Genomic DNA, 25,379 nt, shown 5'->3' with positions numbered 1-25,379 from the left:
GTAGGCTGGGAGGTCGATCGTTCCCCCTGTCAGGAGAGTAATGGCCGTCAACCTGGTCAATGTCGAGGCAGCCAGCAAGGTGTACGGAACACGCGCCCTGCTCGACGGCGTCTCCCTCGGCGTCTCCGAGGGGGACCGCGTCGGTGTCGTCGGGCGCAACGGCGACGGCAAGACCACCCTCATCCGGATGCTCGCCAAGCTGGAGGAGCCCGACACCGGGCGGGTCACCCAGAGCGGCGGGCTGCGGCTCGGTGTGCTCACGCAGCACGACTCCCTCGACCCCGAGGCGACCATCCGGCACGAGGTCATCGGGGACCTCGCGGACCACGAGTGGGCGGGCAACGCCAAGATCCGGGACGTGCTGACCGGGCTCTTCGACGGCCTCGACCTGTCCGGGTTCCCGCAGGGGCTCGACACCGTCATCGGGCCGCTGTCCGGTGGTGAGCGCCGCCGTATCGCACTCGCCAAGCTGCTGATCGCCGACCAGGACCTGCTCGTCCTCGACGAGCCCACCAACCACCTCGACGTCGAGGGCATCGCCTGGCTGGCGAAGCATCTTCAGGCCCGCCGCTCCGCACTCGTCTGCGTCACCCACGACCGCTGGTTCCTCGACCAGGTCTGCACTCGCATGTGGGACGTGCAGCGCGGAGCGGTGTACGAGTACGAGGGCGGCTACTCCGACTACGTGTTCGCCCGGGCCGAGCGTGAGCGGATCGCGGCCACCGAGGAGAGCAAGCGGCAGAACCTGATGCGCAAGGAGCTGGCCTGGCTGCGGCGCGGCGCCCCCGCCCGTACGTCCAAGCCCCGCTACCGCATCGAGGCGGCGAACGAGCTGATCGCCGACGTGCCGCCGCCGCGTGACACGTCCGAGCTGATGAAGTTCGCCTCCGCCCGCCTCGGCAAGACCGTCTTCGACCTCGAGGACGTGACGGTCCAGGCCGGACCCAAGGTGCTGCTGAAGCACCTGACCTGGCAGCTCGGCCCCGGCGACCGGGTCGGCCTGGTCGGCGTCAACGGCGCCGGCAAGACCTCGCTGCTGCGCACCCTCGCCACGGCCGCCGTCTCCCAGGGCGACGAGCAGCCCGTGGCGGGCCGGGTCGTCGTCGGCAGGACCGTACGGCTCGCGTACCTCTCGCAGGACGTCACCGAACTGCCGCCGACGCTGCGCGTGCTGGAGGCCGTCCAGCAGATCCGCGACCGGGTCGACCTCGGCAAGGGCCGGGAGATGACCGCGGGCCAGCTGTGCGAGCAGTTCGGCTTCGGCAAGGAGAAGCAGTGGACGCCCGTCGGCGACCTGTCCGGTGGTGAGCGGCGCCGGCTTCAGCTGCTGCGCCTGCTGATGGACGAGCCGAACGTCCTGTTCCTCGACGAGCCCACCAACGACCTCGACATCGAGACGCTGACCCAGCTGGAGGACCTCCTCGACGGCTGGCCCGGCACCATGGTGGTCATCTCCCACGACCGGTTCTTCCTCGAGCGGACCACGGACCGTACGTTCGCGCTGCTCGGCGACGGCACGCTGCGGATGCTGCCGCGCGGCATCGACGAGTACCTGGAGCGCCGGGCGCGGATGGTCGAGGCCGCCGCCCCGACGCCGCCGCCCGCACAGACCGCCGCGGTCAAGGAGAAGTCGGCGGCCGACGTCCGGGCGGCGAAGAAGGAGTTGCAGCGGATCGAGCGGCAGCTCGACAAGCTCTCCGACAAGGAGAGCAAGCTGCACGCCCAAATCGCCGACAACGCCACCGACTTCGCGAAGGTGGCCGAACTGGACGCGAAGCTGCGGGAACTCGCCACAGAGCGCGAGGAGTTGGAAATGCGCTGGCTCGAGCTGGCGGAAGACGCCTGAGCGGCTGCGGGAGCGGGTGCGGCAACAGGCGCGTAGAGAAGCCGTGCAGACCGAGTAACAACCCCATCACGGGCCGGTCCTCCCTTGGGAACAGGGGTGGACCGAGCCCGCTCCTCGTTCGTCGCGGGTGATACAAAGAAGGCCCGCTCGACTGACGTAGAACAACGGAATCCTTGTCCGATTCACTCCACTCCGGGGCAACTTGCCGGCCGGAACCGGAGCGGGGGAGTACGGCCGGGCAGCAGACCGTACGAAAAAGGGGGAGGCGCTGATGACTCAGCCGCCCAGCCAGCAACCGCCGCAGTCGGGCTTCGGGGCCCCGCAGGACCCTCAGCAGGGCGCTCCTCAGCAGCCTCAGCCACCCGCGCAGCCGCCGCAGATGCCGCCCGCACCGCCGCAGGGGCCACCGCCCACCGCGCCTCCCGGTTACGGCTACCCGCAGCAGCCGCCCGCGCCGCAGCCCGGCTACGGCTACCCGCAGCAGCAGCAGCAGCCGCCCGGCCAGCCCGGGCCGTACAACCAGCCGCCCGGGCCGTACAACCAGCCCGGCCCCTACGGGGGTTACCCGACGCAGCCGCAGTACCCGGGTGCGCCGGCTCCCGGCACCGGCGGTGGCTCGGGGAACTTCTTCAAGGGCAAGCCCGGCATCGTCGTCGCCGCGGCCGCCGCCGCGCTGCTCGTCATCGGCGGCGGCACCTGGTTCGCCCTGAGCGGCGACGACAAGGAAGACAAGCCGAACGTCAGCAAGTCCAGCGACGACCCGAAGCCGACCGGCTCCGCGACCGTCGACCAGGGCGACGGCAGCGGCAACGGCCGTGAGGCCAACGACGACCTCAACGCCGGGCGCAAGGACGGCGAGGCCAAGGTTCTCTTCCTGACGAAGAACGATGTCGACCTGCCGCGCAACGGCGCCGAAGCGTTCGGGCCGTGGGTGGCCGGCGACACCATCGCCAAGGCCATGTACCGCGAGGTCGCCGGTTACTCGGTGACCGACGGCAAGAAGAAGTGGAGCGTGCCGCTGCCCGCGGAGGTGTGCTCCGCTCCGGCGCAGATCTCCGCCGACGGCAAGATCGTCGTCGGTGTCAAGGACGGCCTCACCGACAGGGCCAAGTGCAACGACCTTCAGATGATCGATCTGAAGACCGGCAAGGCCGGCTGGAAGAAGCCGATCCCGAAGGCGTCCGGCGCGTTCAGCTCGCTCTCCGACTTCACGCTCGCCATCAGCGGCGACACGCTCGCGGTCGGCGGCACCGGCAACTCGTACGGCTTCTCGATGACCGACGGGAAGCAGCTCTTCGGCAAGCCGAGCAGCGGCTGCAAGCCGTTCGCCTTCGCCGGCGGTCCCAGGCTGCTCGCCGGTGCGAGCTGCCCGACGGACGACTACGACAAGCCCAAGCACCAGCTCCAGGAGATCGACCCGACCAGTGGCAAGCCCAAGTGGACGTACAACACGCCCGAGGGCTGGGAGATCGACAAGGTCTACTCCGCCAGCCCACTGGTCATCTCCGTCACCCAGCGTGAGCCGGAGAAGAAGTGGTCGATCCTCGCTCTCACGGACAACGGCAAACTGCGCTCGCAGATCTCGGGCGGCAAGAACGACAAGTTCCAGCCGCGCTGCGGCGGCGGGTTCGTGATCTTCGGCCAGAACCTCGAGGGCTGCACCGGCGTCGCCGCCGACGCGAAGCACTTCTACATCGCCACGGAGACCGAGTACGGCAAGGCCAACGAGCTCGTCGCCTTCAGTCTCGACTCCGGCAAGGAGGCCTGGCGTGCGCCTGGCGGCGGGGAGCGCAAGATGACGCCGCTGCGGATGGAGGGCGGCAACGTCCTCGTCTACATGCAGCCGTCGTTCGACACGGGCGGCGGCGTCGCCACCGTGGCGCCGACCGGCGGCGCGCCGAAGATGCTGCTCCAGCACCCGGCCTCGACCGCGGAGATCGAGAGCTCCTTCTTCCGTCCGAAGATGGTGTACGCGGACGGCCGTTTCTTCATCGCCAGCGGTCGCGTGAGCGCGCCCAACGACAAGGCGGAGCAGGAGACGAAGACCATGATGGGCTTCGGCCAGTGACCGTCTTCGAAGCCGTAGGACCCCACTTCCGTTCCCCAGAGGTAAGCACGCCATGACGCAGCCGCCGCCACCGCCCAACCAGCCGCCCGGTCCGCCCCCGAACCAGCCTCCGAACCAGCAGCCTTCGGGCGGCGGATTCGGGCTGTCCAAGGACCAGCCTCCGGCGCAGCCGCCCGCCCAGCCGCCTGCCGCGCCGCCGGCACAGCCGCCGGCCGGCGGGTACGGCACGCCGCCCGCGCCGCCGCAGGGTGCCCCGTACGGCTATCCGCAGACGCCGCCCGCCGAACCGGGCTACGGCCACCCGCAGACGCCGCCGCCCACTGGGCCCGGCTACGGCTACCCGCAGCAGGGCGCGCCCGGCCAGCCTCCCCAGGGCTACCCGCAGCAGGGCGCGCCGGGCCAGCAGCCCTACAGCGCGCCGACACAGCCGATGCAGGCGCAGCCGCCCGCCGCGTCCGGCGGCAGCGGCGGACTGCTGAACAAGACGCAGCTGCAGATCGTCATCGCCGCGTGTGTCGCCATCGCGCTGATCATCGGCGGCGGCTTCTGGTACTCCTCCACCAAGGACGGCGGCAAGAGCGACCAGGCCCAGGGCAGTTCGGACGGCACGGGCGGGGACAAGGAGGGCGGCAAGGGGGACTCGGCCAAGGCCGCGCCCGACGGTCCGGGCAAGGAGAAGGCCCCGGCCGACACCGCCTCCCGGGTCGCCTTCCAGCTGCCGCTGCCCGCACGCTTCGACGTGACCGGCGTGCCGGGCTCCTGGGTCACGGACAAGGCCTTCGTCAAGACCAGCGTCAACTCGATCGTCGCCCACGACGTGGCGAAGGGCTCCGTCCTGTGGACCCTGCCGCTGCCGGGTCAGGTCTGTGCCGCCTCGCGTCACATGACCGACGACAACAGGACGGCGATCGTCTTCGAGGCCAAGAAGCGGGCCAAGGGCGACAAGGGCTACCCGCCGTGCTCCGAGGTCGGCGTCGTCGACCTCACCGTCGGCAAGCTGCTGTGGAGCAAGTCCGTCACCGGCGACTCCACCGGTGACGAGAAGTCCCGCTTCGACCAGGTCACCCTCAGCGGCAACACCGTGGCCGCCGGATACCTCGGCGGCAGCGCGGCCTTCGACCTGACCAGCGGCGCCGTCCGCTGGAAGCCCACCGTCGACGCCAACGAGTGCCGCGACATCGGCTACGGCGGCGGCGAGGCGCTGGTCGCGGTGCGCCGGTGCGGTTCGTACGACAACCCGTCGGTGACCATTCAGCCGCTCGACCCGGAGAAGGGCACTCCGCTCTCCACGTTCAAGATGCCGGACGGTGTCGAGGACGCGCGGATCGTTTCCTCGAACCCGCTGGTCGTCGCCGCCGACGTCGGTGACTCGGGCATGTTCGGTATCTCGGACTTCTTCTCCATCGACGCCAAGACCGGCAAGCTGCTCGCCAAGATCGCCATCCCCGGCGACAAGTACCTTGCGAGGTGTTCCCCCAGCGACGGTGTCGAGGGCTGCCAGTTCGTGGTCGTCGGCAACGGCAAGCTCTACCTGCCGACGGAGGAGCACGAGGGCACCGGCGAGTCGTACTCGCGGACCAACGAGATCGTCGCCTTCGACCTCGCGACCGGGAAGGCCGTCAGCGGGCGGGCCGACGCGGGCAACGGCTACCACTCGCTGCCGCTGCGCATGGACGGCGGCAACGTCATCGCCTACAAGTGGCCTCCGTACGACAAGGGCGGCCAGGTCGTCAGCATCAACGGCGCCACCTTCGAGGAGACCGTCCTGCTGGAGAACCCCGCGGACAAGACCGTGCGGGACGCCGAGACGAGCTTCGTGGAGACCGGCTCCGAGTACCACTTCGTGGGCGGCCGCCTGTTCATCGCGGACGACACCCTGAGCGAGCCCCGCCCCGACAGCGAGAGCTCGACGAAGTACATGGCCATCTCCTTCGGCCCGAAGGGCTGACCGGCCGCCGTACCGCAGCACACACAACCGCGGCCCGGTCCATCACCACAGGCGATGGACCGGGCCGCGGTTGTGTGCACGGTCCGCGTCAGGTCCGGGGCGCGCAAGTGGCCTTATTGCCGAGGAATTCGGCATTACGGGCGGCTTCTGCCCGGTTAGGGGCGCGCGATGTCGAACAAGCGTGTAGCTTTCCGGGACCAACGGGGTAGCGGGAGGGCCGGGGGGCCGACTCCAGCGCGGGAGGGGTTGCCCTATGGGCGTACGGCTCATGGTCGTCGACGACCACAGACTGCTGGCCGAGGCGCTGGCCTCTGCGCTGAAGCTGCGCGGCCACCGGGTGCTCGCGGCTGCCGCGCCCGCCGCCGGTGCCGCAGAGCTGGTGATCGCCCGGTCTCCCGAGGTGTGCCTGCTGGGTACGGCAGCCCCGGCGGAGCCCGGCGCGTTCGACCCGATCGTGCGGATCAAGCGGGAGCGGCCCCAGGTGGCGGTGGTGGTGCTCGGGCCCGTTCCCAGTCCCCGGGGGATCGCGGCGGCCTTCGCCGCCGGCGCGTCCGGCTATGTGCGCCACGACGAACGCATCGAGGGTGTGGAGCGCGCGCTGGTGAAGGCGCGGGCGGGCGAGGCGGTCGTGGCGCCGCAACTGCTGCAGGGCGCGTTCGCCGAGCTGCTCAACCCGGCCTCGCAGCCCGACGACGAGGGCCAGCGGCTGCTCCATCTGCTGACCCCGCGCGAGGTCGAGGTGCTGGTGCGGGTCGCGGAGGGCGAGGACACCCGGCTGATCGCGGTCGGCATGGGCATCGCGCCGAGCACGGCCCGTACGCATGTGCAGCGCGTGCTGATGAAACTGGGCGTGGGCTCCCGGTTGGAGGCGGCGGCGCTGGCCGCCCGGACCGGGCTGCTGGACCGGGCGGCGACCGTGTCGCCGCCCGGCACGGGGTAGCGCGCCGAGGCCGGCGGCCGAGTTCGTGGGTGCCGGGGGCGATGTGCAGGCAGCCGTTCTCCACGGTGGCGTCGGTGAGGGCGAGCCAGGCCGACACCGACGCTGCGGGCTCAACGAGTCACCCCGACAGGTCGCAACACCGGGTTGCGGCACTAACCTGCGGTGGTGACCGGAACCGAGCTGGATGAGTTGATCGTTGCTGACGGCGCGGCGCTGCGCGCGTGGCTGCTGGACAACCACTCCGCCTCTCCTGGCGTGTGGCTCGCCCTGACCAGGAAGGGCGGCTCCGTTACCACGCTGACCTGGCAGCAGGCGGTCGACGAGGCACTGTGCTTCGGCTGGATCGACGGGCAGGCCCGCAAGCGCGACGAGGGGAGTTCCTGGAGGCGGTTCACCCCGCGCCGGCCCCGCAGCGTCTGGTCCCAGCGCAACGTCGCCAACGTGGCCCGGTTGGAGGCGGCCGGCCTGATGCTGCCCGCCGGCCGCGCCGCGGTGGACGCCGCGAAGGCCGACGGGCGGTGGACGGCCGCCTATGCGCCGTCATCGGAAGCGGAGGTGCCGGCAGACCTGCGAGCCGCGATCGCCGCCGACCCAGCGGCGCAGGCGATGTTCGAGGTGCTCACCAAGACCAACCGCTTCGCCCTCATCAGCCGGGTCAATGCCGTCAAGCGGGCCGAGACGCGCACCCGGAAGATCGCCGAGTGCGTGGCGATGCTGGTCCGGCACGAGACGGTCCACCCGCAGCGAGCCAAGCCGGCGGACCCGCCGATGTCGTGACCGGGCGTCTGCCGGAACGGACAAACCCATGCTGTTGAGCGGAACTGTTCTCGAAGCTCTGTCTCGTCCGCTTCAAGAAGCGTGAAGGTCTTCGCTGGTGCGCGGTCAGCCGTATCGTTCGACGAGCGCGTTGCCGATCGAGGCCAGGTGGTCTCGGACACCCGGAGGGCCGGTCACCTCGACCCATTCGACCAGCCCGGCGAGCTCGCCGGCGAGCATGTACTGGCTGTGGCCGCGGATCACGACCTCGATGCGGCCGTCGGTCGTGGAACCTCCCACGTCGAGCCGGCCGCCGAGCGCCATCCGGAGTATGCCTATCCCGTGGGGTGTGCATACCGCCTGGATCTCCAGCGGCGTTCGTTTGCGGTCGACCTCGTCGGCGATCTCGCACCAGCTCTCGGCAAGGTCGAAGTCCTCGGGTCGGTGCACGGGATCGTCGGTCGGGTCGGCGGACGACACGCGGTCGATCCGGAAGGCCCGTCGGCCGGTCTCGGTGTTGGAGACGAGGTACCACGCCGGACCTTTGGCGACGATGCCCAGCGGGTGGACGGTTCTCCGGGTGTCGACGCCTTTGCTGTCGACGTAGCCGAGCCGCACCTGAACGCCGCGGATCACCGCGTCCTGGAGTTCGTCGAGGAAGCGAGGCGGCTGGTGCTCGACCCGGCTCGCCCCCCATCGTTGCGGGTCTATGACCAGCGACGACGCTGCTGCCTCGGCCTGCACCCGGAAGGGCTCCGGCAGAGCATGGACGAGCTTGCGCAGAGCTGCTTTCACGGCCGGCGTCGCAGCCGAGGCCGGGCCGACAGCCAGGAACAGGGCGCGGGCCTCACTGGCGGTCAACCCGGACAGGTCGGTACGGGCGCCGCCCACGAGCCGCCAGCCGCCGCCTCGGCCCTGCACGGAGTACACGGGCACCCCGGCCATGGCCAGGGCGTCGAGGTCGCGGCGGGCGGTGCGCTCGGAGACCTCCAGCTCTCGGGAGACCTCTGCTGCTGTCACCTGCTCGCGCCGTTGCAGCATGAGGAGGATGGCCACCAGCCGGTCGGTTCGCACGCCGACAAAACTCTCACATAAACCGGTCATGGGGTGACCGGTTTCGGGCAGCAGGATGGCGACATGACCTCACCGAGGAGGTCGACCGCTAGCGAACGCCCCCAGAGAGGAAATGCAAATGTTCAATCCAGCCGATTTTCCCAAGCCCACCCTCATTCCGGTCAACGGTGTGGAACTCGAAGTCTTCGAAGCAGGCCGAGAGAACGCGGGAAAGCCCATCGTGCTCTGCCACGGCTGGCCGGAGCACGCCTTCTCCTGGCGTCACCAGATGCCCGCCCTCGCCGCAGCCGGCTACCACGTCATCGCACCGAACCAGCGAGGTTACGGCAATTCGTCCCGCCCGGTCGAAGTGACGGACTATGACATCGAGCACCTGTCGGGTGACCTCGTCGCGCTCGTCGACCACTACGGATACGAAGACGCCACCTTCGTCGGCCATGACTGGGGAGCGTTCGTCGTCTGGGGACTGACCCTGTTGCATCCGAACCGTGTAAACAAGGTGATCAACCTGAGCCTGCCTTACCAGGAGCGCGGAGAGAAGCCCTGGATCGAGTTCATGGAGGATATGCTTGGTGGCGACTTCTATTTCGTCCACTTCAATCGGCAGCCAGGCGTCGCGGACGCCGTGTTCGAAGACAACACCTTCCAGTTCCTTCGCAACCTGTACCGGAAGAACGAGCCCCCCAGGGAGCCTCAGCCGGGTATGGCGCTGATCGATCTCGCCAGAGCGGAAACGCCACTCGGTGATCCCGTAATGAGCGACAGTGAACTGGCTGTTCTCGTCTCCGCTTTCGAATCATCAGGGTTCACGGCCAGTGTGAATTGGTACAGAAACTTGGACCGCAACTGGTGCCTGTTGGCGGACGTGGACCCGATCATCCAACAGCCCACCCTCATGATCTACGGCGACCGCGATGTGGTCGCGAGGTCTGAAAGACTGACAGAATTCGTGCCGAATGTGGAAGTAGTCAGTCTGGATTGCGGTCATTGGATCCAGCAGGAGAAGCCGGAAGAAACGAACCAGGCCATTCTCAAGTGGCTGGACCAGCGGGATGCCGTCTAGTGTCTCGTGATCCTGCTTCGTGGAACCTGAGGCTGGTTGGCTCGTTGACCCCGGTCTCCTGTCTCTGACCCACGGTGCAAGGTAGAGCCACGTCCGCTAATACGTCCCCGTCTCCCCTCGCGCGAGCTCATTGACGGACCCTGTTGGCTCGTGATTTGTTATGTTTGGTTATGTTGGTTGGGTGCAGGGAGCTGCGCGTGAAGAAGACATCGACCCGGCTGGCCGACGGTCGTGAGCTGCTCTACTACGACGCGCGCGACGACGCCGTACGCGACGCCGTCGACCACCGGCCCCTCGATGCCGTCTCCACCACCTCGGAGATCCGCCGCGACCCGCTGCTCGGCGACTCGGTCGTCATCGCCTCGCACCGCCAGGGCCGCACCCACCACCCGCCCGCCGACGAGTGCCCGCTCTGTCCCTCGCGCGCCAGCCGGCATGGGGATACCTCGCGTGCCGGAGGTCACGGGGGAGAGATCCCGGCCGCCGACTACGACGTCGTCGTCTTCGAGAACCGCTTCCCCTCCCTCGCCGGTGACTCCGGGCGCTGCGAGGTCGTCTGCTTCACCTCCGACCACGACGCCTCCTTCGCCGACCTCACCGAGGAGCAGGCCGGCCTGGTCCTCGAGGCATGGGCGGACCGCACTGCGGAACTCGCCGAGCTGCCCGGGGTCGAGCAGGTCTTCTGCTTCGAGAACCGGGGCGCGGAGATCGGTGTCACGCTCGGACACCCGCACGGCCAGATCTACGGCTACCCGTTCGTGACGCCGCGCACCGAGCTGAAGCTCCGCTCGCTCGCCGCCCACCGCGTCGCGAGCGGCCGGAACCTCTTCGACGACGTCGTGGAGCGCGAACGAGCCGAGGGCCTACGGGTGGTGCTGGAGGGCGATCACTGGATCGCCTTCGTGCCGTACGCGGCGCGCTGGCCGTACGAGGTGCACCTCCACCCCAAGCGGCGCGTGCCGGACCTGCGGGCGCTCGACGAGGAGGCACGCAATGAGTTCCCACAGATTTATCTGGAACTGTTGAGGCGCTTCGACCGGATCTTCGGCGACGGCGAACCGCCCACGCCCTACATCGCCGCCTGGCACCAGGCGCCGTTCAGGGCCGAGGGCAGGGACGACTTCGCCCTGCATCTCGAGCTTTTCACCATCCGCCGCACTTCCGGCAAGCTGAAGTTCCTCGCGGGTTCCGAATCCGGTATGAGCGTGTTCATCAACGATGTGCCGCCGGAGGCCGCGGCGATGCGACTGCGAGAGGTAGCGAGCCAGTGAGTAAGAAGTACCTGGTCACAGGTGGTGCGGGATATGTCGGCAGCGTCGTGGCCCAGCACCTGTTGGAGGCCGGTCACCGGGTGACCGTGCTCGACGACCTCTCCACCGGCTTCCGTGCGGGAGTGCCGTCGGGCGCCGAGTTCATCGAGGGGCGCATCCAGGACGCCGCCCGGTGGCTCGACGCCTCCTTCGACGGCGTGCTCCACTTCGCGGCCTTCTCCCAGGTCGGCGAATCGGTCGCGAAGCCGGAGAAGTACTGGGCGAACAACGTCGGCGGCACGATGGAGCTGCTCTCCGCCATGCGCGCCGCCGGTGTGCGCAGCCTCGTCTTCTCCTCCACGGCCGCCACCTACGGCGAGCCGGTCTCCACCCCCCTCACCGAGTCCGACCCGACCGCCCCCACCAGTCCCTACGGTGCCTCCAAGCTGGCCGTGGACCACATGATCACGGGTGAGGCGGCGGCCCACGGGCTCGCGGCGGTGTCCCTGCGCTACTTCAACGTGGCCGGCGCCTACGGCGAGTACGGCGAGCGCCACGACCCCGAGTCGCACCTCATCCCGCTGGTCCTCCAAGTGGCCCTCGGCAGGCGCGAGTCCATCTCCGTGTTCGGCGACGACTACCCCACGCCGGACGGCACCTGCGTCCGCGACTACATCCATGTCGCGGACCTGGCGGAAGCCCACCTCCTCGCCCTCGACGCCGCCACGGCGGGCGAGCACCTGATCTGCAACCTCGGCAACGGCAACGGCTTCTCCGTACGCGAGGTCATCGAGACCGTCCGCACGGTGACCGGCCACCCGGTGCCGGAGATCGTCGCCGAGCGCCGGGGCGGCGACCCCGCCGTCCTGGTCGCCTCCGCGGCAGCCGCCCAGGAGCGCCTGGGCTGGAAGCCGAGCCGCGCAGACCTGGCGGGCATCGTGTCGGACGCCTGGGCATTCGCCCGCAGGAGAGAGAACGCGTCGTGAGCCGTACGGGCGAGGGCGTGTGGGCAGCACCCGGCAGGGTGAATCTGATCGGCGAACACACCGACCACAACGACGGCTTCGTGATGCCCTTCGCGCTGCCGCACACCACGGTGGCGACCGTCTCCCGGCGCGACGACGGGGTGCTGCGGCTCACCTCCGCGGATGTCACGGGCGGCGCGGTCGAGCTGCGGGTCGACGACCTCGCGCCCGGCCGCCCCGGCGGCTGGACCGGCTATCCGGCAGGCGTCGTCTGGGCGCTCCGCGATGCCGGCCACGCGGTCGGCGGTGCCGACATCCACTACGAGTCGACCGTGCCCACCGGCGCGGGGCTCTCCTCGTCCGCCGCGATCGAGGTCGTCACCGCTCTCGCCCTGAACGACCTCTACGAACTGGGCCTGGAGCGCCGGCGCATGGCCCGCCTGTGCCGGCGCGCGGAGAACGTCTACGTGGGCGCCCCGACCGGGATCATGGACCAGACGGCCTCCGCCTGCTGCACCGAGGGCCACGCCCTGCATCTGGACACCCGGGACCTCTCCCAGCGTCAGATCCCCTTCGACCTGGCCGCCCACGGCCTCGAACTCCTCGTCGTGGACACCCGCGTCAAGCACACCCACAGCGACGGCGAGTACGGCAAGCGGCGCGCCGGCTGCGAGGCGGGCGCCGCGGCGCTCGGCGTGGACGCATTGCGGGACGTTTCCTACGACTTCCTGGAGGAGGCCCTCGGCCGCATCGACGACCGCGAGGTCCGCGGGCTGGTCCGGCACATCGTCTCCGAGAACCACCGGGTGGAGCGGGTCGTCGCCCACCTGGAGGCGGGCGAGGCCCGGGCGATCGGCCCCGTACTCACCGAGGGGCACGCCTCCCTGCGCGACGACTTCAAGATCTCGTGCCCGGAGCTGGACCTGGTCGTGGACACGGCGCTGGCGGGCGGTGCGGTCGGGGCACGGATGACAGGCGGAGGTTTCGGCGGCTCGGCGATCGTGCTGACGGAGACCTCGGCGACGCCGACGGTGACGAAGTCGGTCCTGGAGGCCTTCGAGGCGTCCTCGCTCGACCAGCCGCGCGTCTTCACGGCGACCCCGTCGGCGGGCGCGGAACGCCTGTCCTGAGCACGGCCCCACCCCGGAGCCAGGTGCTTTTCCTGTCGACTTCCGTCTCGATTCGGAACACGCGCCACACCCTGAACACCGAGGTCGATCAGTTCTGCAAATCGCCTTCCGCCGCCGCCCGGCGTCCGTACTCTGAAGCACAGCACCGGTGGGGGCCGGTGTCGATCAGGGGGCGAAACAGCCGGGTACGGCACCTGGGGCGGGGGTATCAGTCACAGCACGGCGGCGGCCGGGCGATGAGCTGCACCTCCGTCCCCCGGGCGCCGTACCCGTGCCGGTTCCTCCTCCGACACTGGGGGTGTCAGTGGTTCGTATCCGGGTCCTGGTGGTGGACGACCACCGCATCTTCGCCGAGTCGCTCGCCGCGGCCCTCGCCGCCGAGCCCGATGTCGAAGTGGCCGCTGCCGGCAGCGGTCCCGCCGCGCTGCGCTGTCTGGAGCGGGCCGCGGCCGAGGGCCGCAGATTCGACGTGATGCTCGTCGACGCGGATCTGGGTGTCGCCTCCGCCGTTCCCCCGCCCAGGGCCGTGACGGTCGCCCGTACCGTGCCGGAGGGCGGCGAAGAGGGCCCGGTCGACGGGATCTCCCTGGTGGCGGGCGTCCGTTCGCAGCAGCCTGCCGTGCGCTCCGTCGTGCTCGCCCAGAAGGACGACGTCCGCCGGGCGGCCCTGGCCCTGCAGGCGGGAGCCTCGGGCTGGGTCGCCAAGGACTGCTCGCTGCAGCGGCTGCTCGCGGTGATCCGCGGCGTGCTGCGCGACGAGACCCATCTGGCGCCGGCACTGCTCACCGGCGTGCTGCGGGAGATGACCGCGGCGCGGAAACACCGCACGGAGAGCGAGCGGCTGGTGGAGTCGCTGACCCCGCGCGAGCAGGAGGTACTGCGCTGCATGGTCGCCGGCCTGGGGCGTAAAGCCGTCGCCGAGCGCCTCTTTCTGTCCCCGCACACCGTCCGGACACATATGCAGAACGTGCTGGGCAAGCTGGGCGTCCACTCCACCCTCGCCGCGGTGGCGCTCGCCCGCCGGGCGGGTGTGGGACCGGCCGATCTGGACGGGTCAGCCGGGGACGTTGTCGAACGGGGCGGTCAACTGGCGTAGCAATCCGGCCAGTTCCGCGCGCTGGGCGCGGGGCAGCTGGGAGAGGATCGCGCGCTCCTGGGCGAGCAGTCCGGCCAGCGCCTGGTCGGCCCGGTCACGCCCTTCCGGGGTCAGCCGCACCAGTACCCCGCGCCGGTCGCTGGGGTCGGGCAGCCGCTCGACCAGGTTCTTCTTGGCGAGCCGGTCGATGCGGTTGGTCATCGTGCCCGAGGTGACGAGGGTCTGGGTGAGCAGCTGACCGGGGGAGAGCTGATACGGCGCGCCTGCGCGCCGCAGCGAGGTGAGCACGTCGAACTCCCACGGCTCGAGCTGATGCTCGGCGAAGGCGAGGCGGCGGGCGCGGTCGAGATGGCGGGCCAGCCTGGAGACGCGGCTGAGCACCTCGAGCGGTTCCACGTCGAGGTCCGGGCGCTCACGGCGCCATGCTGCGACCAGTCGATCGACCTCGTCCTCCATGTCGATCAGTGTAGAGGGTCTGTCGACATGAAGTCTCTTGACGTCAAGATATATTCTGCTTGACTATTGGGCATGGTCGGGCCGGAACCCTGTTCCGCTTTCGGCACTCCGTTCCTGGAGGGGGACTTGAACATGCATTCCGCACCCACGTGGGATCCACAGCAGTACCTGCGTCATGCCGGGCACCGCACTCGTCCCTTCCTGGACATGCTGGCCCGGATACCCACCCTGCCGTCGGGCAGGGCCCCTGCCCGTATCGCCGATCTCGGCTGCGGACCCGGCAATGTGACGGTGCTGCTCGCCGACCGCTGGCCCGACGCCCACATCACCGGTTTCGATCTCTCGCCCGAGATGCTCGCCCAGGCCGAGAAGGACCACGCCGGCACCACGGCGGGCGGCGGCCGGCTGGACTTCCGGCCCGCCGACGCGGCGCACTGGACCCCGGAGGAGCCGTACGACCTGATCGTCTCCAACGCCGCCCTGCAGTGGGTGCCGAACCACCCCGAGTCCTTCGCCCGCTGGATCGACGGCCTCACGCCCGGCGGAACGTTCGCCTTCCAGGTCCCCGGCAACTTCACCGCACCCAGTCACGCCATTCTCGGCGAGCTCTGTGACACCCCGCAGTGGCGGGCCCGCCTCGGCGACCACGGCCGGCGCTACGTCCACATCCTCGAGCCCGCCGACTACCTCACCCGGCTCGCCGACCTCGGCTGCGACGCCGACGCCTGGGAGACCACGTACTTCCAGCTGCTGGGCGGGGAGGACCCGGTGCTGGAGTGGGTCAAGGGCACCGCGCTGCGGCCCGTGCTCACGGAGCTCGCCGACGACCCGGACGCGCAGGCGGAGTTCCTGGGGCAGTACCGGGACCTGCTCCGCAAGGCGTACCCGCCCGGTCCCCACGGCACGGTGTTCCCGTTCCGCCGGATCTTCGCCGTCGCGCGCAAGCTGTGCTGAAGGGGCGCGCAAGCTGTGCTGAAGGGGAAGGGCGCCCCGCGCGTGGTTCTCACCGCGCGCGGGGCGCCCTACTTCACTCGCAACCGATCAGGTCGACCGCAACGGATCAGAACAGACCGTTGTAGGTGTTCCAGCCCGTGCCGATCTTGGCCTTGGTGTGGAACCCGCCCTTGCCGTTGGCGTCGTAGCGGTACAGCACACCGTCGCTGTTGCGGACGAGCAGGTCGCCGCGGCCGTCGCCGTTGAGGTCGCCCGGCGACACGAACTTGTTGTACTGGTTCCAGCCGCTGCCGATCAGTTTCTTCGCCTTGAAGGGCGCGGAGGAGACGCCGGTACCCGAGTACAGGTACAGCTTGCCGTCCTTGGCGCGGGCGACGATGTCGGAGCGGCCGTCGCCGTCGATGTCACCGGCACCGGTGAGGACGCTGAACTGCCCCCAGCCGCTGCCGACCTTCTGCCGGGTGGCGAACGCGGAGCCGTTGCCGTTGCCGCGGTACAGCCACAGCACACCGGCGCTGTCCCGGGCGATCAGGTCGCCCTTGCCGTCGCCGGACAGGTCGCCGGGGCCGACCAGGGTGTTGTAGATGCCCCAGCCGCTGCCGATGATGCTGTCGCCGACATTGTCGTTGTAGTTGTACAGCGTGCCCTGGAAGACCTCGAGGAGGTCGGCGAAGCCGTCGTCGTCGAAGGAGGAGGTCAGCGCCAGCTTGGCGCCGCCCCAGCCCTCGTTGATCCGCGAACGCGGGCTGAGCTTGCCGTTGTTCTGCACGCCGTAGCCGTACAGGACGCCGCTCTTGTCGACGCCGAGCACCTCGCTCTTGCCCCACGCCGGGATGTTGCCGGCGCCGTTGAACTGGGACACGTAGTTCCAGCCCGAACCGCCCTTGGCCTTCGGCTTGAAGGCGCCCGTGCCGGTGGACTCGTACAGGTACAGGTCGCCGGAGGTGCTGCGGGCGACCAGGTCGCCGAGGCCGTCGCCGCTCAGGTCGTCCCAGCTGAACAGCTGGTTGTACTGAGCCCAGCCGTCGCCGACCTTGACCCGCGACTTGAAGGGTCGGCTCGGCTCGCCGGTGCCGGAGTAGAAGAACAGCTCTCCGGAGGGGTTACGGGTGAACAGGTCCGCGATCGCGTCGCCGTTCACGTCGTTGACGCCGGCGAGCTGGTCGAACTGCCCCCAGCCCGACCCGACCTTGGACTTGGCCGCGAACGGCTCGACGGCCGTGCCGCCCTTGCTGCGGTACAGGTACAGGTCGCCGGCGGGGGTGCGGGCGAGCACGTCGCCCACACCGTCGCCCGTCAGGTCGCCGGGCGAGAACACCTTGTTGAACTGCTGCCAGCCCGTGCCGGACCACACCCGGGTCGCGCCGAACTCGCCGCTGCTGTAGGACGAGAGCCGGCCGGTCGCGGAGAGCGTGAAGTGCGTGGGACGGTTCGGGTTCGCCGTGTCCAGACCGGCGATGGAGAACGCGTCCTTGTACATCTCGGTGCTGGTGCCGAGCGGGTACTCGTACGTGTCCGGGCTGTTGCTCGGGGATACGTAGTACTGACCGTCCCAGGCGCGGTGCAGCAGGTCGCTGGCCCCGTCGCCGTCGACGTCGCTGCGAGGCCGGGCGACGGCGATCGCCGCGCCGAAGGACGGGGCCGCCTGCTCGGCGGCCCGCTTGTCGCCCGGGCGGAGGTGCGGAAGCGACGGCTTCTGCAGGTCCTCCACACTCGGGACGGCGCGCTCGACCGGCGCGTGCGGTGCCGGGGTGTCGTCCGCCTGAGCAGGCACGGCAGCGATCAGCATGCCCGCCGACACGGCCAGCGCGGTGCAGGTCACGACGCGCCGTCTGCGACGAGCGACCGCAGGACGACCGGAATCCACTGAAGTCAAAGCCCCCCCTGGGGAAAGTTGTGAGTTCAACCTCGTAACGAGAACGAGGGAAAGCACAGACCTAGACCACCAGGAGGGGGCAATGGATGTACGAAGATCGCACTCAGTTCTTACGGTGTCCTATGAGCCGCGGCTTCGGCTCAAGGCGGTCGAGCCCGTGCCAGGCCAGATTCACCAGATGGGCCGCGACCTCCGCCTTCTTGGGGCGGCGTGTCTCGAGCCACCACTGGCCCGTCAGGGCCACCATGCCGACCAGTGCCTGCGCGTACAGCGGGGCGAGCTTGGGGTCGAAGCCGCGGTTCTTGAACTCCGTCCCGAGGATGTCCTCGACCTGGGTGGCGATGTCGCTGATGAGGGACGCGAACGTGCCCGTCGACTGGGCCACCGGCGAGTCGCGCACCAGGATGCGGAAACCGTCCGTGTACGCCTCGATGTAGTCCAGCAGCGCGAAGGCCGCCTGCTCCAGCAGCTCACGCGGATGCCCGGCGGTCAGCGCCCCCGTCACCATGTCGAGCAGCTGACGCATCTCCCGGTCCACGACGACCGCGTACAGGCCCTCCTTGCCGCCGAAGTGCTCGTACACCACCGGCTTGGAGACCCCCGCCTTGGCCGCGATCTCCTCGACGGAGGTGCCCTCGAAGCCCTTCTCCGCGAAGAGGGCGCGACCGATGTCCAACAACTGCTCCCGGCGCTCGGCGCCGGTCATGCGCACGCGGCGGGCGCGCCTGCCGCCCGACGCCCTGGTCTTGTCCGCGCTGCCGATACTTCCGTCACTGGCCACAACGTCAATCATGCCGCGTTTGCGGGGGCGCCCTTGCGGCGGGTTTCCTCACCGGCATCGGTACCGGCATCGGCACGGGCATCGGGAGCGGCTTCGGTACGGCGGGCCTCGATGCGCGACTTCTGCGGCCATCGCACGTCGTACGCCCACCCCAGCTGCTCGAACCAGCGGATCAGCCGGGCACTTGAATCGAGCTGCCCGCGCAGCACACCGTGCCGGGCGCTCGTCGGGTCGGCGTGGTGCAGGTTGTGCCACGACTCGCCGCACGACAGCACCGCCAGCCACCACACGTTCCCCGAGCGGTCACGCGACTTGAACGGGCGCTTGCCCACCGCGTGGCAGATGGAGTTGATCGACCAGGTCACATGGTGCAGCAGCGCCACGCGTACCAGGGAACCCCAGAAGAAGGCGGTGAACGCGCCCCACCACGACATCGTCACCAGACCGCCGATCAGCGGGGGGATCGCCAGCGAGAGGATCGTCCAGTAGATGAAGTCCCGGGAGATCCGGCGAAGGGCCGGGTCCTTGATCAGGTCCGGTGCGTACTTCTGCTGCGGGGTCTGCTCCTCATCGAACATCCAGCCGATGTGGGCCCACCACAGCCCCTTCATCAGCGCCGGCAGGGTCTCGCCGAACCGCCACGGCGAGTGCGGGTCGCCCTCCGCGTCGGAGAATCTGTGGTGCTTGCGGTGGTCGGCCACCCAGCGCACCAGCGGGCCCTCGACCGCGAGCGACCCCATGATCGCCAGCGCGATGCGCAGCGGCCGCTTCGCCTTGAAGGAACCATGGGTGAAGTAGCGGTGGAAACCGATCGTGATGCCGTGGCAGCCGATGTAGTACATCGCCACCATCAGGCCGAGATCGAGCCAGCTGACTCCCCAGCCCCAGGCCAGCGGCACGGCCGCCAGCAGGGCGAGGAACGGGACAGTGATGAAGAGCAGCAGGGTGATCTGCTCGATCGACCGCTTGCTGTCGCCCCCGCGGGTGGCGGAGGGCAGCTCGGACTCGGGTGACTTCGGGATGTCGTCCAGCAGGTCGGGACTTGTGGTCATGAGGGTTCCCTGGGGGTGGGGAGAGGGGACGGATGCCTGGCTACGGTGCCGTAACCTACGGCGACGTAAGTATGGCAGTGCCCGGCGACGCGGCAAGAGACCTGCGGACAACGCCGGGAAAAGGGACACCTATCCTGGGTGACGTCGGACAGCGCGGTCCGCAAGCCTCCAGTACCCCTCCAGACGTGCTCAAACACTGCAAGGAGCCGCACCTGTGAGCAGTGCCGACCAGACCCCCACCGCCAGTGCAGAACTGCGTGCCGACATCCGCCGACTGGGCGATCTTCTGGGCGAGACCCTCGTCCGCCAGGAGGGCCCGGAGCTCCTCGACCTCGTCGAGCGGGTCCGAGCCCTGACGCGCACCGACGGTGAGGCCGCCGCCGAGCTGCTCGGCGACACCGACCTGGAGACCGCTGCCAAGCTGGTACGCGCCTTCTCCACCTACTTCCACCTCGCCAACGTCACCGAGCAGGTGCACCGAGGCCACGAGATGCGCGAGAAGCGCGCCGCGGAGGGCGGTCTGCTCTCCCGCACCGCCGACCGGCTGAAGGACGCGGACCCGCAGCACCTGCGCGAGACCGTGAGGAACCTGAGCGTACGGCCCGTCTTCACCGCCCACCCGACCGAGGCCGCCCGGCGCTCGGTGCTCAACAAGCTCCGCCGCATCGCCGAGCTGCTGGAGAGCCCGGTCATCGAGGCCGACCGGCGCCGCCACGACCTGCGGCTCGCCGAGCACATCGACCTCGTCTGGCAGACCGACGAGCTGCGGGTCGTCCGTCCCGAGCCCGCCGACGAGGCCCGCAACGCGATCTACTACCTCGACGAGCTGCACGCCGGCGCCGTCGGTGACGTCCTCGAGGACCTCGCCGCCGAACTGGAACGCGTCGGCGTCGAGCTGCCCCCGGGCACCCGGCCGCTCACCTTCGGCACCTGGATCGGCGGCGACCGCGACGGCAACCCGAACGTCACCCCCGCCGTCACCTGGGACGTCCTGATCCTGCAGCACGAGCACGGGATCACCGACGCCATCGAGGTCATCGACTACCTCCGCGGGCTCCTGTCGAACTCCATCCGCTACGCCGGCGCCACCGACGAGCTGCTCGCCTCCCTGCAGACCGACCTCGAGCGGCTGCCCGAGATCAGCCCCCGCTACAAGCGGCTCAACGCGGAGGAGCCCTACCGGCTCAAGGCGACCTGCATCCGCCAGAAGCTCGTCAACACCCGCGAACGCCTCGCGAAGGGCACCCCCCACGAGGAAGGCCGCGACTACCTGGGCACCGCCCAGCTGATCGCCGACCTCACCCTCATCCAGACCTCGCTGCGCGCACACCGCGGCGGCCTCTTCGCCGACGGCCGCATGGACCGGGTCATCCGCACCCTGTCGGCCTTCGGCCTCCAGCTCGCCACCATGGACGTGCGCGAGCACGCCGATGCGCACCACCACGCCCTCGGGCAGCTCTTCGACCGGCTCGGGGAGGAGTCCTGGCGGTACGCGGACATGCCGCGCGACTACCGGCAGAAGCTCCTCGCCAAGGAGCTCCGCTCCCGTCGGCCCCTCGCCCCGACCCCGGCCCCGCTGGACGCCGCGGGCCAGAAGACCCTCGGCGTCTTCCACACCGTCAAGGAAGCCTTCGAACGGTTCGGGCCCGAGGTCATCGAGTCGTACATCATCTCGATGTGCCAGGGCGCCGACGACGTCTTCGCCGCCGCCGTCCTCGCCCGCGAGGCCGGACTGATCGACCTGCACGCCGGCTGGGCCAAGATCGGCATCGTGCCGCTGCTGGAGACCACCGACGAGCTCAAGGCCGCCGACGTCATCCTCGAGGGCATGCTCGCCGACCCCTCCTACCGCCGTCTCGTCTCGCTGCGCGGCGACGTCCAGGAGGTCATGCTCGGCTACTCCGACTCCTCGAAGTTCGGCGGCATCACCACCTCCCAGTGGGAGATCCACCGCGCCCAGCGCAGGCTGCGCGACGTCGCGCACCGCCACGGCGTACGGCTGCGGCTCTTCCACGGCCGTGGCGGCACCGTCGGGCGTGGCGGCGGCCCCTCCCACGACGCGATCCTCGCGCAGCCCTGGGGCACCCTCGAGGGCGAGATCAAGGTGACCGAGCAGGGCGAGGTCATCTCCGACAAGTACCTGATCCCGTCCCTGGCCAGGGAGAACCTCGAGCTGACGGTCGCCGCCACGCTCCAGGCCTCCGCCCTGCACACCGCCCCCCGCCAGTCCGACGAGGCGCTCGCGCGCTGGGACGCGGCCATGGACACCGTCTCCGACGCCGCGCACGCCGCGTACCGCAGGCTCGTCGAGGACCCGGACCTGCCCGCGTACTTCTTCGCCGCCACCCCCGTCGACCAGCTCGCCGAGCTGCACCTCGGCTCACGCCCCTCGCGCCGCCCCGACTCGGGCGCGGGCCTGGACGGCCTGCGGGCCATCCCGTGGGTGTTCGGCTGGACGCAGTCGCGGCAGATCGTGCCCGGCTGGTTCGGTGTCGGATCGGGCCTCAAGGCCCTGCGCGAGGCCGGTCTCGACACCGTCCTCGCGGAGATGCACGAGCAGTGGCACTTCTTCCGCAACTTCCTCGCCAACGTCGAGATGACGCTGGCGAAGACCGACCTGCGGATCGCCCGCCACTACGTCGACACGCTGGTGCCCGACCACCTCAAGCACGTCTTCGAGGGCATCGAGGCGGAGCACGCGCTCACCGTCAGCGAGGTGCTGAAGGTGACCGGCAACGACGAACTGCTCGGCTCCAACCCGGTGCTCCAGCAGACGTTCGCCATCCGCGACGCCTACCTGGACCCCATCTCCTACCTCCAGGTCGCGCTCCTCAAGCGCCAGCGCGACGCGGCCGAACACGGCGAGGAGCCGGACCCGCTGCTGGCCCGTGCCCTGCTGCTGACGGTCAACGGCGTCGCGGCCGGCTTGCGCAACACCGGCTGACGCACGGCATCCGGTCTGCGCAACACCGGCTGACGCACGACGACATGAGGGTGCCCCCGCCGGACTCCGGCGGGGGCACCGTCGTTTCAGTGACTCCGTGCCGTACGGCGCCGTGTCAGCAGATAACCGCCGACGGCGACCAGAGCCGCAGCGGCGGCGCCGAGCGCGCCGAGCGGCGCGCCGTTGCCGGTCTCCGCCAGGTCGCCGGTGGCGCCGCCGGACGGCGCCGGGCTCTGGGCGGCGGGCTCGGAGGCGGCCGGTGACTCGTCGGCGGGGGTGGTGGCCGGAGCGTCCGATGTCTCCTCGCCCGGCTTGTCGGACTGCTTGCCCTCGCCCGGCTTGTCGGACGGCGCCGGCTTCTCGTCCTCGCAGTCGGTCTTGAAGACCTTGTGCTTGGCGCGGCCGTTCTCGCCGTCGAAGTTCCAGAACAGCTTGTACTGCCCGTCGGGCAGGGTCATGTCCTCGGTGCGCTCATGGCCGTCCGCGTCGAGGGTGAGCGAACCGGACTTGACCGTCACGCCCTTGTCGACGTCGTTGTTCGCCCAGGCCTCGATGCGCCAGTCCACCTGCTGACCGGCGTCGAAGTTGAAGGCGTCGAGGTAGAACGAGCAGACCTTCGGCTCGTTCTTGCGGAGTTCTTCACCGGTCGTCGCATCGTGAATCTTCACGGTGCCGTTGTCGCCCGGTGGGGTGGCCGACGCGGCGGGGGCGGCCGTCAGCGAGAGCGCTGCGGCGGCCACCAGGGCGCCGGAAAAGGTGCGGGTGCGCATGGGCAGTCCATCGTGTGAGAGGGAAGATGCCGTGGGGGGCGGCTCAGCGTCCTGTGAACGGACGGGCCGGTCAAGACAGTGCGTGCCGCATCTGCACGAAGAGTCCGCGGGAGTCCGGATAGTCCTGATAACGATCAGGTGAATGCATCATTCCGCTCAGCGGATTCCGAGCTCGCCGACCTGCCCGCCCCCGGGGCCTGCGCAGAGCGGGCGACGGTCTCACAACGCCAGGAAGGACGCCATCAGCAACGCCCCGCCCGCGAACGCCGTGCCCCACGCGATCCGCGTCAGACGCAGCCCGCCGCCGATCACCAGGGCCGCCAGCAGCAGCGCGCCGCCCAGCGGCACCCAGGCGTGCAGACTGCCCGCCGGCCCGGTGCGCACGGCCTCGACCGTGCCCGGCTTGAGCACGACGGCCAGCGTCTGGCCCTTCCGTACCGCGACCGTCTTCTCGATCGTCACGTCGGCTCGGTCCGTTGCCGGCGCCTGCGGTGTGTACGGACCTGTGCACACGTCCTCGTCGCAACGGGCGACGGTGAGGGTGCCGTGCTCGCGGCCCTTGGACAGCAGGATGTGCTGGGCGGTGCCCCACGAGGACCAGAATCCGGCGGTCAGCAGCAGCAGGGCGACGAGCACCGTCGCCGCGTTACGTGCATGGACCATCATCCGGCCGGAGGAGTTCCGCTTCATGGCCCGTGATCCTTGGCCATGGGACTACGCCAGGTCAACCTCACTGGTCGGCGATGAGACCGTTCGCGGGTGGTCCGTCGGCGGGATGCGCTGCGGGGGCTCGATCATTGGCCAACGGAGACGGCGCTCTCGCCGATGTCCGCGACTACGCCTCGGTGAAGATCGTCTCGGCGGAGGCGGCGGTCACTGCGCGGCTGAGCCACGTGCGCATGAGCTGCGTGTCGTCGCAGGTGGTGATCCGGTCGCGGGCCTCGCCGGAGACGTCGAGCCCCCGCTGCTGAAGGACCAACAGAATGGCATCTGCGAGGCCTTCTGCCCGGCCTTCGTCTCGGATCTCCTCCGAGAGCGGAGACGTGTAGAAAGAAAGATCCACGGCCACCAGTTTCCTCCACTGATCTGCGGCTGGGCGATTACCCAGGCCCTGTGCGGTGAGTTCGACGATGGGGTCGGCGATGGCTTCCGGTGCCTCGCTCGCCACACTGGCCGCCATCACGCACGCCGGCGATCCGGACATCGGTGCCATACTGAAAACGCTGTCCGCCGCGCTGCGGGAGGCCGAGACGGGGGTCCCGAAGGGGACGCCCAGCACTTCGGAGACACGGGAGAACAGGTCCGGGTACTCCTGGAAGATGCGGTGCATTGCCTCATGGGGCGAGCTGACCATCAAGGTCCTTCGGTCGAGTGGACGTCTGCGGCGTCAAGCGGCTTGCTGCCCGTCCGTCCGGCAGCCGCTACAGCGCCCCGGCTCCGGACTCCGGAAGGCGCGGTCGCACGCGTCGCAGTTCTGCAGCGGGACATGGGCTTTCGGTGGAGCGAGAGCCGGCAGGGGCGGGGGCAGGAGCGACGTGAGGCGGTGGGCGAGGAGCCCGGCCGGCTGTTTCAGGTGCGCGGGCAGGTCGGCGGTGAGGGCGTGGCGTACGGCGTGGGGATGGGCGTCGCGCTCGAGCCAGGCGGCGACGGCCGGGGCCAGGCGGCGGATGTCGTGCTCGCCCAGGAGCATCCGGGGTTCGTGGCGGCGCAGGCCGACGAGGAGGTCGGTTGCCACCCGGTGCCGTTCGAGGTCGGGGGCCTGGGGCTGGGGGAGCGGCGGGCGCGGCGGCGTGGGCGTTGTGGGCAGGGGCGTGGGTGCGGGCGGCCTGGCGTCCGGCGGTTCAGGTGCCGGGGCGGGAGCGCTCACGACCACCGGCTCCGGCTCCGGAGCGGGCTGCGGCGGCGGCGCGGGAACGTCGGCCTCCGTCGCAGCGCACTTGGACGTGACCGGCGCCTCGGGCATCCGGCACGGCTCAGGCGGCTCGGCGGCGTACGGCCGGTTGTACGAGATCGTGCGGGTGACGATCTGGCCGTCGGGCAGCCGTTCCAGGAAACGCCGCAGGTACCTGTGCTCCTCCAACTCCCGCAGCGCGGACGCGATACGCGCCGCGCTCTCCGGGAAGCGGTCGGCCAGGACCTTGATGCCGATCTTCGCCCCGTCGGGCAGCGACTGGATGTGCACGGCCAGCCCGATCGCGGTGAGTGACAACTGGCCGTGCTGGGCGAGGTGGTTGCCGATGATCGTGAAGCGGTTGGTGTGGATCGAGTTCACGTGGATCACGCCGAAGGCGGTGACACGGCCGGGAACGCGGGACGAGGCGCGCGAGGGCGCGCTAATCTGCTGGGTATCCATCGGGAAGCCCTAACTTCCTCGGTGGTCAGGCCCTCGATCGGGATTGCGAGTCCCGGC

General features: G+C 69.9%; 21 protein-coding genes. 12 read left to right on the top strand and 9 right to left on the bottom strand.

Going from position 1 to position 25,379, the window contains the following annotated elements:
- Positions 1-40: 40 nt before the first annotated feature.
- The 5 genes from ACZ4SA_RS20005 (at position 41) to ACZ4SA_RS19985 (ending at position 7,579) form a co-directional block, all read left to right on the top strand.
- The gene (locus ACZ4SA_RS20005) at positions 41-1,846 is read left to right on the top strand and encodes an ABC-F family ATP-binding cassette domain-containing protein (RefSeq protein ID WP_468276174.1); all 1,806 of its coding nucleotides are present in this window, start codon (positions 41-43) and stop codon (positions 1,844-1,846) included.
- A gap of 271 nt (positions 1,847-2,117) precedes the next feature.
- Positions 2,118-3,914: an outer membrane protein assembly factor BamB family protein gene (locus ACZ4SA_RS20000; protein ID WP_468276173.1), complete on the top strand. Its 1,797-nt coding sequence runs from the start codon at positions 2,118-2,120 to the stop codon at positions 3,912-3,914.
- A gap of 52 nt (positions 3,915-3,966) precedes the next feature.
- On the top strand, positions 3,967-5,862 hold the full coding sequence (locus ACZ4SA_RS19995) for an outer membrane protein assembly factor BamB family protein (RefSeq protein ID WP_468276170.1): 1,896 nt from the start codon (positions 3,967-3,969) through the stop codon (positions 5,860-5,862).
- A gap of 253 nt (positions 5,863-6,115) precedes the next feature.
- Positions 6,116-6,802 carry a helix-turn-helix transcriptional regulator gene (locus ACZ4SA_RS19990; RefSeq protein ID WP_468276167.1) on the top strand — a complete coding sequence of 229 codons (687 nt, stop codon included), beginning with the start codon at positions 6,116-6,118 and terminating at the stop codon, positions 6,800-6,802.
- Between the two features lie 162 nt (positions 6,803-6,964).
- The gene (locus ACZ4SA_RS19985) at positions 6,965-7,579 is read left to right on the top strand and encodes a YdeI/OmpD-associated family protein (protein WP_468276164.1); all 615 of its coding nucleotides are present in this window, start codon (positions 6,965-6,967) and stop codon (positions 7,577-7,579) included.
- Positions 7,580-7,684: 105 nt separating this feature from the next.
- Here the strand turns inward: ACZ4SA_RS19985 and ACZ4SA_RS19980 are convergent, their stop codons facing one another.
- Entirely contained in the window at positions 7,685-8,632 is a 948-nt protein-coding gene (locus tag ACZ4SA_RS19980; RefSeq protein ID WP_468276161.1) for a helix-turn-helix transcriptional regulator, read from the bottom strand.
- Between the two features lie 118 nt (positions 8,633-8,750).
- Here ACZ4SA_RS19980 and ACZ4SA_RS19975 point away from each other — a divergent pair, with 118 nt between their 5' ends.
- The 5 genes from ACZ4SA_RS19975 to ACZ4SA_RS19955 all read left to right on the top strand — a co-directional run bounded on the left by ACZ4SA_RS19975 (position 8,751) and on the right by ACZ4SA_RS19955 (position 14,136).
- Positions 8,751-9,695 carry an alpha/beta fold hydrolase gene (locus ACZ4SA_RS19975; protein WP_468276158.1) on the top strand — a complete coding sequence of 315 codons (945 nt, stop codon included), beginning with the start codon at positions 8,751-8,753 and terminating at the stop codon, positions 9,693-9,695.
- 197 nt (positions 9,696-9,892) lie between these two features.
- Positions 9,893-10,966, top strand: a complete 1,074-nt coding sequence (gene galT, locus ACZ4SA_RS19970; RefSeq protein WP_468276155.1) for a galactose-1-phosphate uridylyltransferase — start codon at positions 9,893-9,895, stop codon at positions 10,964-10,966.
- Positions 10,963-11,931 carry a UDP-glucose 4-epimerase GalE gene (gene galE, locus ACZ4SA_RS19965; protein WP_468276153.1) on the top strand — a complete coding sequence of 323 codons (969 nt, stop codon included), beginning with the start codon at positions 10,963-10,965 and terminating at the stop codon, positions 11,929-11,931. The genes galT and galE overlap by 4 nt, the downstream gene beginning before the upstream one ends.
- Positions 11,928-13,040 (top strand): galactokinase, encoded by a 1,113-nt coding sequence (gene galK / locus ACZ4SA_RS19960; protein WP_468276151.1) that lies wholly within the window; start codon positions 11,928-11,930, stop codon positions 13,038-13,040. Before galE ends, galK begins: the two co-directional genes overlap by 4 nt.
- A 304-nt stretch (positions 13,041-13,344) precedes the next feature.
- A complete protein-coding gene (locus ACZ4SA_RS19955; protein ID WP_468276148.1) occupies positions 13,345-14,136 on the top strand; it encodes a LuxR C-terminal-related transcriptional regulator in 792 nt (263 codons plus the stop codon).
- Here the strand turns inward: ACZ4SA_RS19955 and ACZ4SA_RS19950 are convergent.
- Positions 14,095-14,592, bottom strand: a complete 498-nt coding sequence (locus tag ACZ4SA_RS19950) for a MarR family winged helix-turn-helix transcriptional regulator (protein ID WP_468276146.1) — start codon at positions 14,590-14,592, stop codon at positions 14,095-14,097. The genes ACZ4SA_RS19955 and ACZ4SA_RS19950 overlap by 42 nt on opposite strands.
- A 132-nt stretch (positions 14,593-14,724) precedes the next feature.
- Here ACZ4SA_RS19950 and ACZ4SA_RS19945 point away from each other — a divergent pair, with 132 nt between their 5' ends.
- Positions 14,725-15,546, top strand: coding sequence for a trans-aconitate 2-methyltransferase (locus ACZ4SA_RS19945; protein ID WP_468276144.1), 822 nt, complete (start codon positions 14,725-14,727; stop codon positions 15,544-15,546).
- Positions 15,547-15,652: 106 nt separating this feature from the next.
- Here the strand turns inward: ACZ4SA_RS19945 and ACZ4SA_RS19940 are convergent, their stop codons facing one another.
- From ACZ4SA_RS19940 to ACZ4SA_RS19930, 3 genes are all read right to left on the bottom strand, one after another.
- On the bottom strand, positions 15,653-17,368 hold the full coding sequence (locus tag ACZ4SA_RS19940; RefSeq protein ID WP_468276141.1) for an FG-GAP repeat domain-containing protein: 1,716 nt from the start codon (positions 17,366-17,368) through the stop codon (positions 15,653-15,655).
- A 157-nt stretch (positions 17,369-17,525) separates the two neighbouring features.
- Positions 17,526-18,215 carry a TetR/AcrR family transcriptional regulator gene (locus ACZ4SA_RS19935; protein WP_468276139.1) on the bottom strand — a complete coding sequence of 230 codons (690 nt, stop codon included), beginning with the start codon at positions 18,213-18,215 and terminating at the stop codon, positions 17,526-17,528.
- A complete protein-coding gene (locus ACZ4SA_RS19930) occupies positions 18,212-19,255 on the bottom strand; it encodes an acyl-CoA desaturase (RefSeq protein WP_468276137.1) in 1,044 nt (347 codons plus the stop codon). The genes ACZ4SA_RS19935 and ACZ4SA_RS19930 overlap by 4 nt, the downstream gene beginning before the upstream one ends.
- A 214-nt stretch (positions 19,256-19,469) precedes the next feature.
- Here ACZ4SA_RS19930 and ppc point away from each other — a divergent pair, with 214 nt between their 5' ends.
- Entirely contained in the window at positions 19,470-22,199 is a 2,730-nt protein-coding gene (ppc, locus tag ACZ4SA_RS19925; protein WP_468276134.1) for a phosphoenolpyruvate carboxylase, read from the top strand.
- A gap of 86 nt (positions 22,200-22,285) precedes the next feature.
- On the opposite strand, the gene ACZ4SA_RS19920 is transcribed toward ppc, so the two are convergent.
- The 4 genes from ACZ4SA_RS19920 to ACZ4SA_RS19905 form a co-directional block, all read right to left on the bottom strand.
- Positions 22,286-22,969, bottom strand: a complete 684-nt coding sequence (locus tag ACZ4SA_RS19920) for a hypothetical protein (RefSeq protein WP_468276132.1) — start codon at positions 22,967-22,969, stop codon at positions 22,286-22,288.
- 219 nt (positions 22,970-23,188) lie between these two features.
- Positions 23,189-23,659, bottom strand: coding sequence for a hypothetical protein (locus ACZ4SA_RS19915; protein WP_468276129.1), 471 nt, complete (start codon positions 23,657-23,659; stop codon positions 23,189-23,191).
- A 145-nt stretch (positions 23,660-23,804) separates the two neighbouring features.
- Complete coding sequence (locus tag ACZ4SA_RS19910) at positions 23,805-24,323, bottom strand: hypothetical protein (RefSeq protein ID WP_468276127.1); 519 nt, start codon at positions 24,321-24,323, stop codon at positions 23,805-23,807.
- A 33-nt stretch (positions 24,324-24,356) separates the two neighbouring features.
- On the bottom strand, positions 24,357-25,322 hold the full coding sequence (locus ACZ4SA_RS19905) for a helix-turn-helix domain-containing protein (RefSeq protein WP_468276124.1): 966 nt from the start codon (positions 25,320-25,322) through the stop codon (positions 24,357-24,359).
- Positions 25,323-25,379: the final 57 nt, after the last annotated feature.

The sequence above is a fragment of the Streptomyces sp. NPDC027962 genome, assembly GCF_055566095.1.
The sequence above is the reverse complement of the archived record's forward strand: the minus strand, read 5'-3'. Positions and strand labels throughout refer to the sequence as shown.